Raw genomic sequence first — 13,978 nt, forward strand, 5'->3', positions numbered from 1 at the left:
CTGATTGAGGTGTCACCTTGTGTGTATGCCTTAACTATTTTTTCTCGCAAGTCGAGCGAGTACGGTTTCATTAGACTTCATTTGTGTACTCCTCTTACTGTACCTCATAAACTTGCAATAGGCTGTAATTCTGTAATAATTTCTGTCGCTAACTCTATTTTTGTTTTATATTTATCCCCTGATTTTAGCGTCCCCTTCGGTTTAAATACTTTGAAACTTAATGGAAATGTTAGATTAGCATAAACTCCATATGCATTGACTGTTACTATTCCATTATCTATCTTTCCTACACTTCCTAAATATTGTCTGGCTACATAATCAGTCTTTTTCCCTTTCTTCCTATCTCCGGTTTCATCTATTACTACTTTAATTCTCTGACCATTTAATGCTCTGTTTATTTTCTTTAATCTTCTATTTTTTAATTCCGAGACTGACCAGTCTGAATTGGCTAGAAAATGATGTAATGACTGGGCTGAGTTTATACTTGTAACTTTCGCTATCTCTGGTAATGATTTTCTTTTTATTTGTGATATTATTCCCAAGTGTAAATATTTGAAACACTCATAATTTCTTACTTCTTTAAATATGTCTCTATACTCTGAACAATATTCATCTATGACTGCAACTGTTGGCTGGGCATCCCTTGGCAGATGTTTCAGGATTTGTAATTCTACATCCATTGCTCTACTTACCTTGTAGAGTTTTATTTTTTCTTCCTTCTATTCATTATATCCGGAAAATGACAGAAGAGGGCTAGACATATTAGGGAGCATCAACAATAATCCCTGCGATGCTGTAAACGTCGTTGTCAGCGAACCTGTTTGTAAAGCACCATGTAGAACTCCCGCAACTCCTCCTTCATCCTGCATCTCAATGACAGCGGGAACTGTACCCCATAAGTTTGTCTTTTCCTCTGCTGTCCAAGCATCTGCCCATTCGCCCATTGGTGTGGAGGGAGTAATTGGGTATATCGCAATGACTTCGTTCAAGCGATAAGCAACTTGAGCAACAGCTTCGTTACCATCTACCGTGGCAAAGTTGTGATTCATGTTCCGCATTGGACAATTCCTAAATGCCAGCGAGTTAGCACTAGTCCACTCAAACTGTGCTGCTCTACCCTGAAATTAGGCTCAAAAGTTGAGGAACTTGTGATGCTCAGTGAGGTTTAGCATATCGACTCAAGGATAACCTCACATTTTCCTCATACTCGCTTTCTAAGCTCAAAATAGAGTTCGTTTCTGCTTCGCAAGCGAGCGTCACCACAACTAAAAACTCATTAAAAACCGTTTTAAAAATTCATATCAGGAGAAACACGTATGGCTATTACTCTTTGGAAACCTTTTCGAGATCTGCAACGTTGGGAACCTTCCCAGGAAATTGAAAGTTTGCAACGCGAGGTGAATCGCTTGTTTGAGCGCCTGATGCCTGGCGGCGGTGATGGCGGTACATCTGGCATGACTCTTATACCTTCGGCTGAAATGGCAGAAACGGCGGATGCAGTTCACTTGAAACTAGAAATTCCAGGAATGGAAGCTAAAGATTTGGATGTGCAAGTTACTGAAGATACTGTTTCTCTCAAGGGTGAGCGCAAGTCAGAAACTAAGACTGAAGAAAAAGGCATAGTGCGTTCTGAATTTCACTACGGTAAATTCGAGCGAGTGATTCCTTTGCCTACTCACATTCAAACTGACAAAGTACAAGCTGAGTATAAAAATGGCGTTCTCATGCTAACTTTGCCAAAATCTGAAGGAGAAAAGCAGAAATTTGTCAAGGTTAATGTTGGTTAACAATAGCGACTAAAAGCTGTCTTCCTACTTCCTAGGAGAAAGATTATGCTAAATATTGTGCGTCGCAGTCAAATTATTGGGTTAATGGCGTTTGATAGTTCTATGACTGCGCCTTTAATTCAGGTAGAAGAAGTATGGCTAGATGAAACTGGACAGATCGCTTATTTATCAAATGGTAGGGAATATCTATCCCTAGAACAAGTTTCCAGTGTAGGAACCGAGGCGATCGCCACTTATGGTCATCTTACAGTGAATGCGCCTACGAATTTGCGTCGTCTCCATCAGCTTGCCGTACAATCAACTCAGGGAGAAACATTAGGATGGATAGAAGATTTTCTCTTTGATTGGCAGACTGGAGAGATTGTCGCTTACATTCTAGGTGGAGAAATTACGCTTCCTTTGGGTAGCAGAGCAGTACTATATCCCGAAGATGTGCAAATTACTGCTCGCAAGGCAATCGTCCGCACCGACGTCCAAGACACACTCAAGAGCGAATCTGAAGGCTTGCAAGGTTTACTGAGCGAGAAGTCGCAGCAGGTGAGAAAGTTGGTTCAGATTATGAGCGATCGCCTCCACAATTTGATTTCGCCGCACGATCGCCCTGAAGCTGTGCGCGTCAAGATTAAGACAGTCAGCGATGAATTGGCATCTCACGAACGCGATCGCCACGCACTAAAGGAAGCGACTGAGTTCTTACACCAGCAATGGCACCACTTACAGCAAAGCATCAGTCGGGCAGGCAGTCGTAGTAAGGCAGCGCTTGATTCTGCTTGGAGGCAATTGACTGGCAAAATCTAGCCTGATGGCAGGGTTGTAGGAACAGCAAATCCTGGATTAGCGAAGGCAGCTTAACAACTCCAAATATCACCAGGTAAGTGCGTGTCTGAGTATTTTCTAGAAGGGGAAGTTGCCGTACGGGCACGCCTAAAAGGAGGTGAGAACAATGACAATGACGACACGATTCCGAAATCGCACTGCAGCAGGACAACGACTTGCACTTCGACTCAAAAACTACAGCGATCGCTCTGATGTTTTAGTGTTGGGGCTTCCTCGTGGCGGAGTGCCTGTTGCTTATGAAGTAGCAAAAGCATTGAATGCTCCTTTAGATATTTGCTTAGTTCGCAAGCTGGGTGTACCAGGTCACAAAGAACTAGCAATGGGTGCAATTGGTTCAAATGGCGTACGGGTGTTGAACTATGATGTGGTAAGTTGGTTGGGCATTTCTAGCAAAACGATTGACGAAGTTGCTGCTAGAGAACTGCGGGAATTACAGCGCCGCGATCGCGCTTATCGGGGCGATCGCCCTTTGCCATCTGCCACAAATAAAATTGTCATTCTAGTCGATGATGGATTAGCAACTGGGGCAACAATGCGCGCTGCTGTTGCCGTCATCAAGCAACAACAACCCCAGTCAATTATTGTTGCAATTCCTGTTGCATCGCGAGCAGCCTGCGATGAATTGAAAGCTGAGGTAGACAAGGTAGTAAGTGTAGCCACTCCAGAACCGTTTTATTCTATAGGGCTTTGGTATGAGGATTTCTCGCAAACAACTGATGAAGAAGTACATCACTTACTAGAACAGTTAACTCGTGAGTACACAGCACCATTGCGATAACAACAATGCGCTGATGTGTTGCAACAGGCAAGATTCGCAACTTTATTGCTTGACTTGCTAACCCCAGAAGAAGAGACATCGGTTACTTTGGTGCCAGTACAGGCAGTGCTGCTGCCTTATTAGCTGCAACCAAACGTCCAAATGTTGTCAAGGCGATCGTTTCTCGTGGCGGACGACCTGATTTAGCTGGTTCAGTACTGTTTTGTGTCCAAGCGCCGACAATTAAGAGTGTTGGCGGAGATGACTTTCCAGTGATTGGAATGAATCAGGATGCATTTGCCCAACTTTATGCGGAAAAACAATTAAAGATTGTCTCTGGTGCAAGCCACTTATTTGAAGAACCAGGAACACTCGAAGAAGTAGCACGGTTGGCGAGTCAGTGGTTTCAGCGCTATCTCACTTTTTCTGACAACAGTTCAGATACTAAAAAGCGCACATTTTATGTTGGTTAATAGTCAATGGCACTATCAACCATCAACTTCGACTTGATTCTTTTGCCATGCTCACAACTTTCTCACATCTTTACACTATTCTCATAAATAACATCAGATCAACATACTAATTAAATGAGTAGGTGAAGATAAATGTGACTTAAGGGCTATTAATGGTTAATTGTTAACAGTTAATGGCTCAATAATCAACTATTAACCACGAACTAGCATAAAACGTGCGAGCAATAATTACGCCTACTTAACTTCAATCAATCATTGATTTTACAATCTTTAACAAGCTATGAATAATTGTCCTTGCTGTTCCGATCAACTTTTACGGCATATTCACAATCATGAAGTTTATTTTTTTTGCCGCACTTGCTGGCAGGAAATGCCCGTACCGAGTGAAGAATATTATAGTTTATATCCAAAAAAGGTTATTAGAAAACTATCTACATTGCTTCACCAGCCAGAACAAAGAAACGCAAGCTATTGTGACATACGAAATAAAGAAAGTATACGCACAACATTAATTAGCGTTTGATAGCAACCTTAATCTTCTTGCCATTTCTCCTTGCTCAGTAGATCTATAATGCGATCTCTGAGCAAAAAATCATTTTCTTCTAGTTCAAGTTCTACACAAACCCAGCCACGCCCAGGAATATATTTGCACAAAGCATAAATTGGCTGTTGACGATCAATAAGTCCTTTTTCGACGAGTTGACGAACTTCTTCTTTAATGGCAGCAATATCGTATTTAACTGTAGTAGCCATAACGCACTCCTTCCTTTGGACAATCAAACAGATTGTATTGGTAACTATTACTATATATTTACATTCTTATTTTAATCCTAAAATCTCTAGCTTTAGTAAGTATTTATTTAAAGTAATGAATGAAGTTAAAAAGCAGTAATATTAATTGACACCATAAGCGAACTAGATACCTATTTTAGATACAATATTAAATATTTCAAACTATTTATAAGTTTTTAAAATTGTAATTTACTAGTTTCAAATGAACTAAAGACACTTGCAGAAGTGGTAAATATTGCGAATAAATCAAAGGTGCGTGACTGTTAATATCAATGCTATAGGTGATTAAGGAGTGATACACTAGACTTATAGTAAATCAGTTTAATGTGAATAGCAAAATTGAGTAGTTAGCGACTAAAAAATCAATAATATTTTTGAAGATTTGTTGTAGAAAAAACAAGATAAGAAATGCTTTACTTGATGTACAAAAGTTACATCCACATTTAGAGAAGATCGCTAGTTTAAACAAAGACAAAATTATGCATTCTCCTTCTTCTGCAAAAGTACGAAGAAAAACGCAGCTAACACCAACACACCCCAGTGGTGACACGCGTTTTAAGGTGCTAGATGTTACAATTAAACGTTATCAATATCAGCAAGATGCTCTGATTGAAATTCTGCACAAAGCGCAGGAATTGTTTGGTTATTTAGATGACCTTTTACTTTATATAGCCCGTAGCTTGAAACTGCCACCTAGCCGTGTTTATGGTGTAGCAACTTTTTATCACTTATTCTCCTTAGCCCCTCAAGGAGTTCACACCTGTACAGTTTGTACTGGCACAGCTTGTTATGTCAAAGGTGCAGCGCAAATACTAGCAACAGTTGAGAAATATACCAATATTCATGCTGGTGAGACAACATCAGACTTTCGTTACTGACAGCCCGTTGTTTAGGTGCATGTGGTATTGCTCCTACTGTAGTTTTTAACGGTACTGTATGCGGACATCAAACCCCAGAGTCGGTGTGCGATCGCCTCAAAGAATGGCTCGAAAATAGTAAATAGATCTTGTCTAACTAGCTATAAGTTCACAAGTTTCTCAAACTTCCTCTCTAGCTTCAAAGTGGAACTTGAATAACTCGTTGCCAGGAGATAGCTAAAAGATGGATTTGACTCAACTATTAGAGATTGCACAGCAAGAATGCGCGGCGAGAAAACCTATACAAATTCATTGTTGTGTGCCTGCAGGTTGTCTATCTGCTGACTCCTTAGCCGTCAAGCAATGCCTTGAGAAAGCAGTCAAGGAAATAGGTTTAGAAGATCAAGTGCAGGTCTGTGGTGTTGGTTGTCTGCGCTTGTGCTGTCAAGGACCACTCGTACAAATCGAACCAGAGAAGATGCTTTATGAGAAAGTAACTCTTCAAGATGCACCGTCAATTATTACTGCCCTCAATGGCGGAGAAACAACAGTACAACGTGGCAATCTGGCTCAGCCTTTTTTTACCCAACAAATGCCAATTGTACTCGAAAATAGCGGCAAGATTGATCCAGAACGAATTGCATCTTATATTGCTGCTCATGGTTATCAAGCACTGTATCACGTCCTGCACGAAATGCAACCTGATGAGGTGGTAGATGCGATCGCCAAAAGTGGTTTAAGAGGACGCGGCGGCGCTGGCTATCCTACTGGTTTAAAATGGGCAACGGTTGCCAAAGCAAAAGGAGAACGCAAGTATGTTATCTGTAATGCTGATGAAGGCGATCCTGGTGCATTTATGGATCGCAGCATTTTAGAAAGCGATCCGCATCGAGTGTTAGAAGGAGTGGCGATCGCAGCTTATGCTGTAGGAGCTAATCAAGGGTATATTTATATACGGGCTGAATATCCTACTGCGATCGCTCGTTTGCAACTTGCAATCCGCCAAGCTCAACGCTTAGGTTTACTAGGTAGTCAAATTTTCGAGTCTCCTTTTGATTTTAAAATCGATATCCGCATTGGTGCAGGTGCTTGTGTCTGCGGTGAAGAAACTGCATTAATGGCATCAATTGAAGGTCAACGCGGTACTCCTCATCCTCGTCCACCTTATCCAGCTGAATCTGGTTTGTGGGGATATCCTACTTTACTTAATAATGTAGAAACCTTCGCTAATATTACACCGATTATTCGTAACGGTGCTGACTGGTTTGCCAGTATTGGTACAGAAAAAAGCAAAGGAACTAAAGTCTTCGCTCTAGCAGGAAAAATCCGCAATACTGGTTTAATTGAAGTCCCTATGGGAACAACATTGCGACAAATAGTTGAAGACATGGGTGGTGGCGTACCGGATAGCGGTTCTGCTAAAGCTGTGCAAACAGGTGGACCTTCAGGAGGGTGTAATCCCAGCATTAGCTGTTGACACTCCTGTAGACTACGAATCGCTGACTCAGTTAGGTTCAATTATGGGTTCCGGCGGTATGATTGTGATGGATCAAAATACCAATATGGTGGATGTTGCCCGCTTTTTCATGGAATTTTGCATGGATAAGTCTTGCGGTAAGTGCATTCCCTGTCGCGTTGGTACTGTACAGTTACATCGTCTGTTAACTAAAATTCGTCAAGGCGAAGCATCACTAGCTGATTTGGAACTCTTAGAAGAACTGTGTGACATGGTGAAGTATACCAGTTTATGCGGTCTTGGTCAGTCTGCACCAAATCCTGTTTTCAGTACTTTACGTTATTTCCGCGACGAGTATTTAGCGTTAATTAATAGCACAACTCAATAAACTTTCTGCATGAATGCTGGGTAAATAAATTCATAGCCAAACACAACTTTTTCCGTGTAATTACTGCAAAAAAATGTTAGAGAGTATGAACTAATACTTTATTTGGGTAGCCTCGACTTCAGTTGGTTTCCAACTGTCATTCATCTTTTTGATTCTCCTCACAAAATCTTCAATTTTCTTACTTAGGATGAGCATGAAGTGTAAAAGAGTTCGTCAAAACTAAGAATCAGTCGATTGACAACTACAAACCACTGTATATGAGTTACAAAAAAATTTTGATTACCCGTCATGGTGGTTCAGAAGTTTTACAACTAAGTGAAGCTGAATTACCAGAACCTGAAGATGATGAAGTTCGGGTGCGAATTCTAGCGACGACAGTTGCTTTTACTGATATTCTTATTCGCGAGGGGTTGTATCCAGGTGTACCGCAAACACCGTTTTCTCCTGGTTATGCGATCGCTGGTGTTGTAGACAAGCTAGGCGTGGCAGTATCTACTCTTGAACTAAGACAGCGAATTGTTGCGCTAACAATTGTCGGTGGTTACAGTGAGTTTTTGTGTTTGCCCGCAACAGAACTAGTACTCATACCAGACGCAGTTGATGCTGTTGAAGCGGTTTGCTTGGTACTGCAATATGTGAGTGCTTATCAACTATTACATCGCATTGCTAAAGTTAAACCCAAAGAACGCATTCTCATTCACGGTGCAGCAGGAGGAGTCGGTACAGCACTATTAAAATTAGGTAAGCTGGCAAACTTGGAGATGTATGGAACAGCCTCAAAACCAAAACATGAACTCGTTGCGAGTTTAGGGGGAGTTCCAATTGATTACAAACAAGAAGATTTTGTTAAACAAATTTATAACTTGACAGGTGATGGCGTAGACGTTGTTTTCGATGCGATTGGTGGCAGTCACTTGTTTAGTTCATACAAAGCACTACGCAACAAAGGACGATTGATTAATTACGGTTTTTCTTCAGCTTTAGCTACCAAGCACAATCGAAAAGTGAAGCTAGCTGCAAGTTTACTTTTGTTATCGTTGTTGCAGTTGTTACCAGATAGTCACCAAGCAATTTTTTACAACATTGCTGATAGTAAAAAGCGGCATTCAGAGTGGTTTCGAGAAGATTTAACCACACTTTTAGACTTACTTGCACGCAAGCAAATTCAACCGATTATCGCCGATCGCCTACCGCTAGAAAAAGCAGCTGATGCTCACAAATTACTAGAAACTTCCGCTGTCAGTGGTCAGCTAGTCCTGATGTGCAGCAATTGAAGTCATTATATTATGCCTAACTCAAATCATTCCTTTGATTGTTTATACCGAGCACTTGCTTTTAATTTTAAAAATTGTAGAAGCTGTGACAACATAGAGGACACCTCAATGCAACGAAAACCCCTTAATCGACTGGTTTGGATGGTGGTATCCGCTTTAATCGCCATTCTCATCTCAGCAACTGTTTCAGCACAAACCGATATTAATATCAATGACAGAAATCTTATTCGGGTTGGGGGTGATGTCATCGTTCCTGCCAATCAGGTTATTGAAAACGCCCATGCAATTGGTGGAGATGTCACGATTGAGGAGGGTGCAAGAGTTACCCAAACAGCGATCGCAATTGGGGGCGATGTCATTTTGGCAGAAAATGCCCGTGTCGATGGAGATGCTTATGCCGTAGGCGGCGATATTGTCAGAGCAGAAGGAGCTACGATTGGAGGATCATCGCAAATCTTCACTGAACAGGGGCGTTGGGGAATGCGTGGTTCCAGGAGGAGGGGCATCGATGGCTTCTGGTTTCACTACTTATCGAGTGTTGCTGCGCATCTGCTGACAGTATTGCTGAGTGCAGTCGTGGGCATTTTCATCCTGCGTTGGCGACCTAATTTCTTACTAAACCTAGCAGAAACGGTTCGCGAGTACCCAGTTCAATGTGCATTATGGGGGTTAGGAGGTATAGTCGCCGTTATTTTACTCGTCATTCTTTTAGCAATCAGCTTGATTGGTATTCCACTGTTGCCCTTGGTTGGTTTGAGCGTTGCTATTGTTGTGCTATTAGGAACGCTGGGTGTGGCGCTGTGGATTGGTGAAAAAACGCGGGCGAAGTCAGAACATACTCCAGTAGAAAAATTCCTGATGGGCTTGCTGATCTTAGGTTTAATCGGTTTAGTTCCAGGGCTTGGAGGATTGATTTTGTCTGTGGCAAATTTGGTTGGCTTTGGTGCAGTCTTAACATGGCTATTTAACAAGCGACGACCACAGCTATCTAGATAATATGAGTAGTATTACTAAGCCTAAAGACCGCTGATCTTGGTTGTGGCTTGCGATCGCTGCCACATTATTACGATTTTTTGCCCTGGGGTATAGAACTATGTTGTCTAGCATTATTCATTAAATTCTTTGCCACCGTCACAAATTCCTCAAACTCTTTGCTTATAACTCAAGAGGAAGCACGGAGCAGCAATACATGGCTAGCTAGGTACTCAAAATGTTTAATTCCAATCAATTTGACGTCATAGTCATTGGTTCTGGCATTGGTGGGTTAACAACTGCTGCCATCCTTGCCAAGTTCAACCATAAAAAAGTGCTGATTCTAGAACAACATTTTATTGTTGGTGGCTTCACTCAAGAATTCAAGCACAAAGGCTTTCAGTGGGATATCGGTGTCCAAGCTGTGACGGAAATGGCAAAAGGTGACATTGGAAGAATCATATTTGACTACATCACTGATGGCAAACTGCAATGGCAAAAGTTACCCAATCCATCTGATACACTTGTCTATCCAGATTTCACCTTCAACATATCTTCCAATCCGCAAGGAAATCTCTCTGATCTTGTGAGAATGTTTCCTCATGAAAAGGCAAGTCTCCGGCGATACTTTTCTGACTTAAAAAAAGTTACTATTTGGTATCGAATAAATTTAATTGCAAATTTTGCACCTCAATGGCTCAAGAAAATTATTAAACCTTTCTTGCGTCAGCTAGGAAAAACTGCGCATTTAACAGCTAAGGAATACGTAGAGCGGAATTTTCACAACCCTCAATTGAAGGCTTTGCTCACTTCACAATGGGGAGCTTATGGCTTACCACCCTCGCAAATCTCCTTTGGTATTCATGCCGTAGCAATGACTAGTTATGGCAAGGGTAGTTGGTATCCTGTAGGAGGATCGCAAGCAATTGTTGAGTGTATTCTACCTACTATTACAAAAGTTGGCGGAAGAATACTTACCCAGCGCCAGGTGACAGAAATTATTGTGAAAAACGGTGTCGCCATCGGAGTCAAAGCTAGAAAAACTCACGATTCTACGGCTGAACCAGAGATATATCACGCACCTATAATTATTTCTGATGCGGGGGCATTTAATACTTACACTAAGCTGCTTTCTGAAGAATATGCAACTACATACTGTCATCAAATTAAAGCATTTCCCAAGGGTTACAGTATGTTATTCCTATTTGTGGGATTGAAAGAATCCCCTGAAACTTTGAATTTAGGAACAGCAAATTATTGGATTTTTAATAGTTACAACCACGATCAAGCTCTTCAAGAACAGGTAGCTGCACCAGACAAAGTTATCAATAGCTGTATGCTATCTTTTCCATCACTGAAAAACCACACAACAGTGCGCCACACTTGTGAAATCATTGTTTATGCAGACTATAATTACTTTGAAAAGTGGCAGAGTCAGCCTTGGAAAAAACGAAGCTCAGATTATTATAAACTCAAGGAGAAAATTGCCCAAAAAATCATTGGTTTTATAGAAGAATACTATCCTGGTTTCAAAGAATTAATAGAATACTACGAGCTAGCTACACCACTAAGTGTAGAGTATTTTATTGCCAGCGATCGCGGCTCTCTTTATGGTATACCTGCGATTCCAAAAAGGTTTACACAAGAATGGATTAGTCCTAAAACTCCAATTAAAAATTTATATCTCTCTGGAACAGATGCCCTAATTCATGGAATTGTAGGCGCAACAATTGCCGGAGTATTGACAACAGGAATAATTAATGGGTGGTTTGGCTTTTTCAAAGTTATGTTTGCCATCATCTTTGAAAATCAAAAATATTATAGAAAACAATGTCAGTAAAAACATTAATAATCAATGAACAATTAGTCAGTGCTGGCGAAGAGCAAACTGTACTAGAAGCAGCGCAGGATGCTGGGATTCACATTCCTACATTGTGCTATTTAGAGGGAGTTTCAGCAGTTGGTGCTTGTCGGCTTTGCTTAGTTGAAATTGCTGGAAGTCATAAACTACAACCTGCTTGCGTGACAAAAGTAGCTGAAGGTGTGGAAGTTTCCACAAATACCGAACGCCTGCAAAAGTATCGCCGCATGATTGTAGAAATGCTGTTTGCAGAAGGTAATCATATTTGTTCGGTTTGTGTTGCTAATGGTAACTGCGAACTGCAAGATTTAGCAATTGAAATGGGAATGGATCATGTGCGCTTAGAGTATCAGTTTCCCGATCGCCATGTTGATGGATCTCACGATCGCTTTGGCATTGATCGCAATCGCTGTGTTCTTTGCACTCGTTGTGTCCGTGTCTGCGATGAAATTGAAGGGGCGCATACCTGGGATATGGCAGGTAGAGGGACAAACTCTCACGTCATTACCGATTTAAATCAGCCTTGGGGAACGTCACAAACGTGTACTTCTTGCGGCAAATGTGTAAATGCTTGCCCAACAGGGGCGCTGTTTGATCGAGGCTCAAGTGTTGGGGAAATGAAACGCGATCGCGTAAAGTTAGAATTCCTCATGACAGCACGAGAACACAAGCAATGGTTTTACGACAGCATTTAGTGCAGACAAAGGAGAAGTAAAAAAATGCCTCGTTTGCAATTGGCAACAGTTTGGCTAGGTGGTTGTTCTGGCTGTCATATGTCTTTCCTCGACTTAGACGAATGGCTGTTCGAGTTAGCCGAACAAGTTGATTTAGTTTATAGTCCCTTTGTCGATTCAAAAGAATATCCCCAGGGGGTTGATGTGGTGTTAGTGGAAGGCGCGATCGCAATCTCAAACTCTTGTTTCTTTTGGTGATTGTGCTGTTACCGGAAATGTGAGTGCTTTACGCAATCCCTTGGCAAGTGCTGAACCTGTGCTACAGCGCTGTTACATTGAAGCAACTGATCTTCAGCCCCAAATCCCTACAGAAAAAGGAATTATCCCCAAGTTGTTAGATCGAGTACAGCCAGTCCATACAGTAGTACCTGTAGATATTTATCTACCAGGTTGTCCGCCACGCGGCACTTTGTTTCATCACTATAAAGTTGATGAAAATGGATTAATTCAAAAAGTGAATTTAATCATTGCTACGGGTCAAAATAATTTGGCAATGAATCGTACAGTCGCTCAAATTGCCCATCATTTTATTCACGGTTCAGAGATTCCTGAAGGGATGTTAAACTGCGTTGAAGCTGGAATTCGTGCTTTTGATCCGTGCTTAAGTTGTTCTACTCATACAGCAGGTCAAATGCCATTACATACTCAATTACTGGCAGCCAATGGCAACGTTATTAATGAAGTTTGGCGAAATTAGTCAGTTGAGGTTAGTAGTCCACGGCAGTGGATATGGTTTATAAGACCTCTTGCATGAATCACAGATGCCCCTTCAGGGCTATCCAAGCAAAGTGTGCCTTCGTGTACTCAAAAGCCTTTTAGCAGTAAGTCCACCTCCGTGGACTTTGTTTATTTAGCTGGCGAATTCATTCGACCAGCATTCACGCAGGATGTCTATAGTGTGCGAATTTGCCAAGCGTTGTGGAATCTCCTCACAAGTTCCTCAAAATTTCACTTTAGCTTCAAAGTAAAGCTTATCTGGTTAGCATGAATTCCCACCCTATAGTCAAAAATGTCATATTTATTGGTTATGGCAATCGCCTACGCAACGATGATGGAGTTGGACAAGCGGTAGCTGATGCAGTTGCTGCATGGAAATTACCAAATGTACGAGCGATCGCGACTCACCAACTGACTCCTGAACTAGTAGAAATGCTGGCAACTGCCGATCTCGCTATTTTTAGCGACGCCTACTCGACAGACACACTCCAAATTCAAGTGCAGCTTCTCGAACCTGCACCATCTCGGATGATAACGGGTCACTGCTGCGAACCACAAATGTTACTGGCGATCGCACAGCTGCTTTATGGCTATTGTCCCTCTTCTTGGTTAGTCAAAATACCAGCAATTAATTTTAATTTAGGCGATCGCCTTTCAACTGTTGCTCAACATGGTATGGCGCAAGCTTTAAAGCAAATTGAGTTTTTGATTCTTCAGCAGGGAGTCACCTATGCATGAAGTAGCAATTATGCAAAATGCTTTGGATATTGCCCTCCAGCAAACACGCTTAGCAGGAGGAAGTCAAATTCATGCACTCAAGCTGCGCATTGGTGAGTTATCGGGAGTCGTCCCAGAAGCGTTAGAGTTTGCGTTTGATGTCGTTGTCCAAGGAACGATCGCTGCTGATGCGCACTTAGAAATTGATTACATTCCTGTTGTTTGTCACTGTTCCAACTGCGATCTAGATTTTCAACCAGCCAATTTGGTTTATGAGTGCTACCAATGTGACCAAATCAGCATTGATGTAGTCCGTGGTCAAGAATTAGAAATCGCTTCTTTGGAGGTGTCTTGAT

At 41.6% G+C, this 13,978-nt stretch carries 11 protein-coding genes and 6 pseudogenes; 14 read left to right on the forward strand and 3 right to left on the reverse strand.

What is annotated here, in order from left to right:
- Positions 1-125: 125 nt before the first annotated feature.
- Together IQ230_RS05205 and IQ230_RS05210 are read right to left on the reverse strand one after the other, a co-directional pair.
- Positions 126-680, reverse strand: a pseudogene (locus IQ230_RS05205) (transposase); the annotation flags it as partial.
- An 81-nt stretch (positions 681-761) separates the two neighbouring features.
- Positions 762-1,049 (reverse strand): annotated as a pseudogene (locus IQ230_RS05210) (hypothetical protein); the annotation flags it as partial.
- A gap of 267 nt (positions 1,050-1,316) precedes the next feature.
- Between IQ230_RS05210 and IQ230_RS05215 the strand changes: the two are divergent.
- The 4 genes from IQ230_RS05215 (at position 1,317) to IQ230_RS05230 (ending at position 3,854) form a co-directional block, all read left to right on the forward strand.
- The gene (locus IQ230_RS05215; RefSeq protein WP_193931010.1) at positions 1,317-1,787 is read left to right on the forward strand and encodes an Hsp20/alpha crystallin family protein; all 471 of its coding nucleotides are present in this window, start codon (positions 1,317-1,319) and stop codon (positions 1,785-1,787) included.
- Positions 1,788-1,832: 45 nt separating this feature from the next.
- Positions 1,833-2,585 (forward strand): PRC-barrel domain-containing protein, encoded by a 753-nt coding sequence (locus tag IQ230_RS05220; protein ID WP_193931011.1) that lies wholly within the window; start codon positions 1,833-1,835, stop codon positions 2,583-2,585.
- 151 nt (positions 2,586-2,736) lie between these two features.
- The gene (locus IQ230_RS05225; RefSeq protein WP_193931118.1) at positions 2,737-3,402 is read left to right on the forward strand and encodes a phosphoribosyltransferase; all 666 of its coding nucleotides are present in this window, start codon (positions 2,737-2,739) and stop codon (positions 3,400-3,402) included.
- A 260-nt stretch (positions 3,403-3,662) separates the two neighbouring features.
- Positions 3,663-3,854 carry a hypothetical protein gene (locus tag IQ230_RS05230; RefSeq protein ID WP_193931012.1) on the forward strand — a complete coding sequence of 64 codons (192 nt, stop codon included), beginning with the start codon at positions 3,663-3,665 and terminating at the stop codon, positions 3,852-3,854.
- A gap of 531 nt (positions 3,855-4,385) precedes the next feature.
- Here IQ230_RS05230 and IQ230_RS05235 read toward each other — a convergent pair.
- Positions 4,386-4,607 carry a DUF4327 family protein gene (locus IQ230_RS05235; protein ID WP_193931013.1) on the reverse strand — a complete coding sequence of 74 codons (222 nt, stop codon included), beginning with the start codon at positions 4,605-4,607 and terminating at the stop codon, positions 4,386-4,388.
- Positions 4,608-5,125: 518 nt separating this feature from the next.
- Here IQ230_RS05235 and hoxE point away from each other — a divergent pair.
- The 10 genes and pseudogenes from hoxE (at position 5,126) to hypA (ending at position 13,977) form a co-directional block, all read left to right on the forward strand.
- Positions 5,126-5,649 (forward strand): annotated as a pseudogene (gene hoxE / locus IQ230_RS05240) (bidirectional hydrogenase complex protein HoxE).
- 98 nt (positions 5,650-5,747) lie between these two features.
- Positions 5,748-7,347 (forward strand): annotated as a pseudogene (locus IQ230_RS05245) (NADH-ubiquinone oxidoreductase-F iron-sulfur binding region domain-containing protein).
- A 257-nt stretch (positions 7,348-7,604) separates the two neighbouring features.
- A complete protein-coding gene (locus IQ230_RS05250; protein ID WP_193931014.1) occupies positions 7,605-8,621 on the forward strand; it encodes a medium chain dehydrogenase/reductase family protein in 1,017 nt (338 codons plus the stop codon).
- Between the two features lie 108 nt (positions 8,622-8,729).
- Complete coding sequence (locus IQ230_RS05255; protein ID WP_193931015.1) at positions 8,730-9,617, forward strand: hypothetical protein; 888 nt, start codon at positions 8,730-8,732, stop codon at positions 9,615-9,617.
- 214 nt (positions 9,618-9,831) lie between these two features.
- On the forward strand, positions 9,832-11,433 hold the full coding sequence (locus IQ230_RS05260) for a phytoene desaturase family protein (RefSeq protein ID WP_193931016.1): 1,602 nt from the start codon (positions 9,832-9,834) through the stop codon (positions 11,431-11,433).
- The gene (gene hoxU, locus IQ230_RS05265) at positions 11,424-12,149 is read left to right on the forward strand and encodes a bidirectional hydrogenase complex protein HoxU (RefSeq protein WP_193931017.1); all 726 of its coding nucleotides are present in this window, start codon (positions 11,424-11,426) and stop codon (positions 12,147-12,149) included. The genes IQ230_RS05260 and hoxU overlap by 10 nt, the downstream gene beginning before the upstream one ends.
- A gap of 78 nt (positions 12,150-12,227) precedes the next feature.
- A pseudogene (locus IQ230_RS27305) lies at positions 12,228-12,534 on the forward strand (oxidoreductase); the annotation flags it as partial.
- A gap of 51 nt (positions 12,535-12,585) precedes the next feature.
- Positions 12,586-12,885, forward strand: a pseudogene (locus tag IQ230_RS27310) (Ni/Fe hydrogenase subunit alpha); the annotation flags it as partial.
- Positions 12,886-13,172: 287 nt separating this feature from the next.
- Positions 13,173-13,643, forward strand: coding sequence for a hydrogenase maturation protease (locus tag IQ230_RS05280; RefSeq protein WP_193931018.1), 471 nt, complete (start codon positions 13,173-13,175; stop codon positions 13,641-13,643).
- Entirely contained in the window at positions 13,636-13,977 is a 342-nt protein-coding gene (gene hypA / locus IQ230_RS05285; RefSeq protein WP_193931019.1) for a hydrogenase maturation nickel metallochaperone HypA, read from the forward strand. Before IQ230_RS05280 ends, hypA begins: the two co-directional genes overlap by 8 nt.
- Position 13,978: the final 1 nt, after the last annotated feature.

The organism is Gloeocapsopsis crepidinum LEGE 06123, from assembly GCF_015207655.1.
Taxonomy (GTDB): Bacteria; Cyanobacteriota; Cyanobacteriia; order Cyanobacteriales; family Chroococcidiopsidaceae; genus Gloeocapsopsis; species Gloeocapsopsis crepidinum.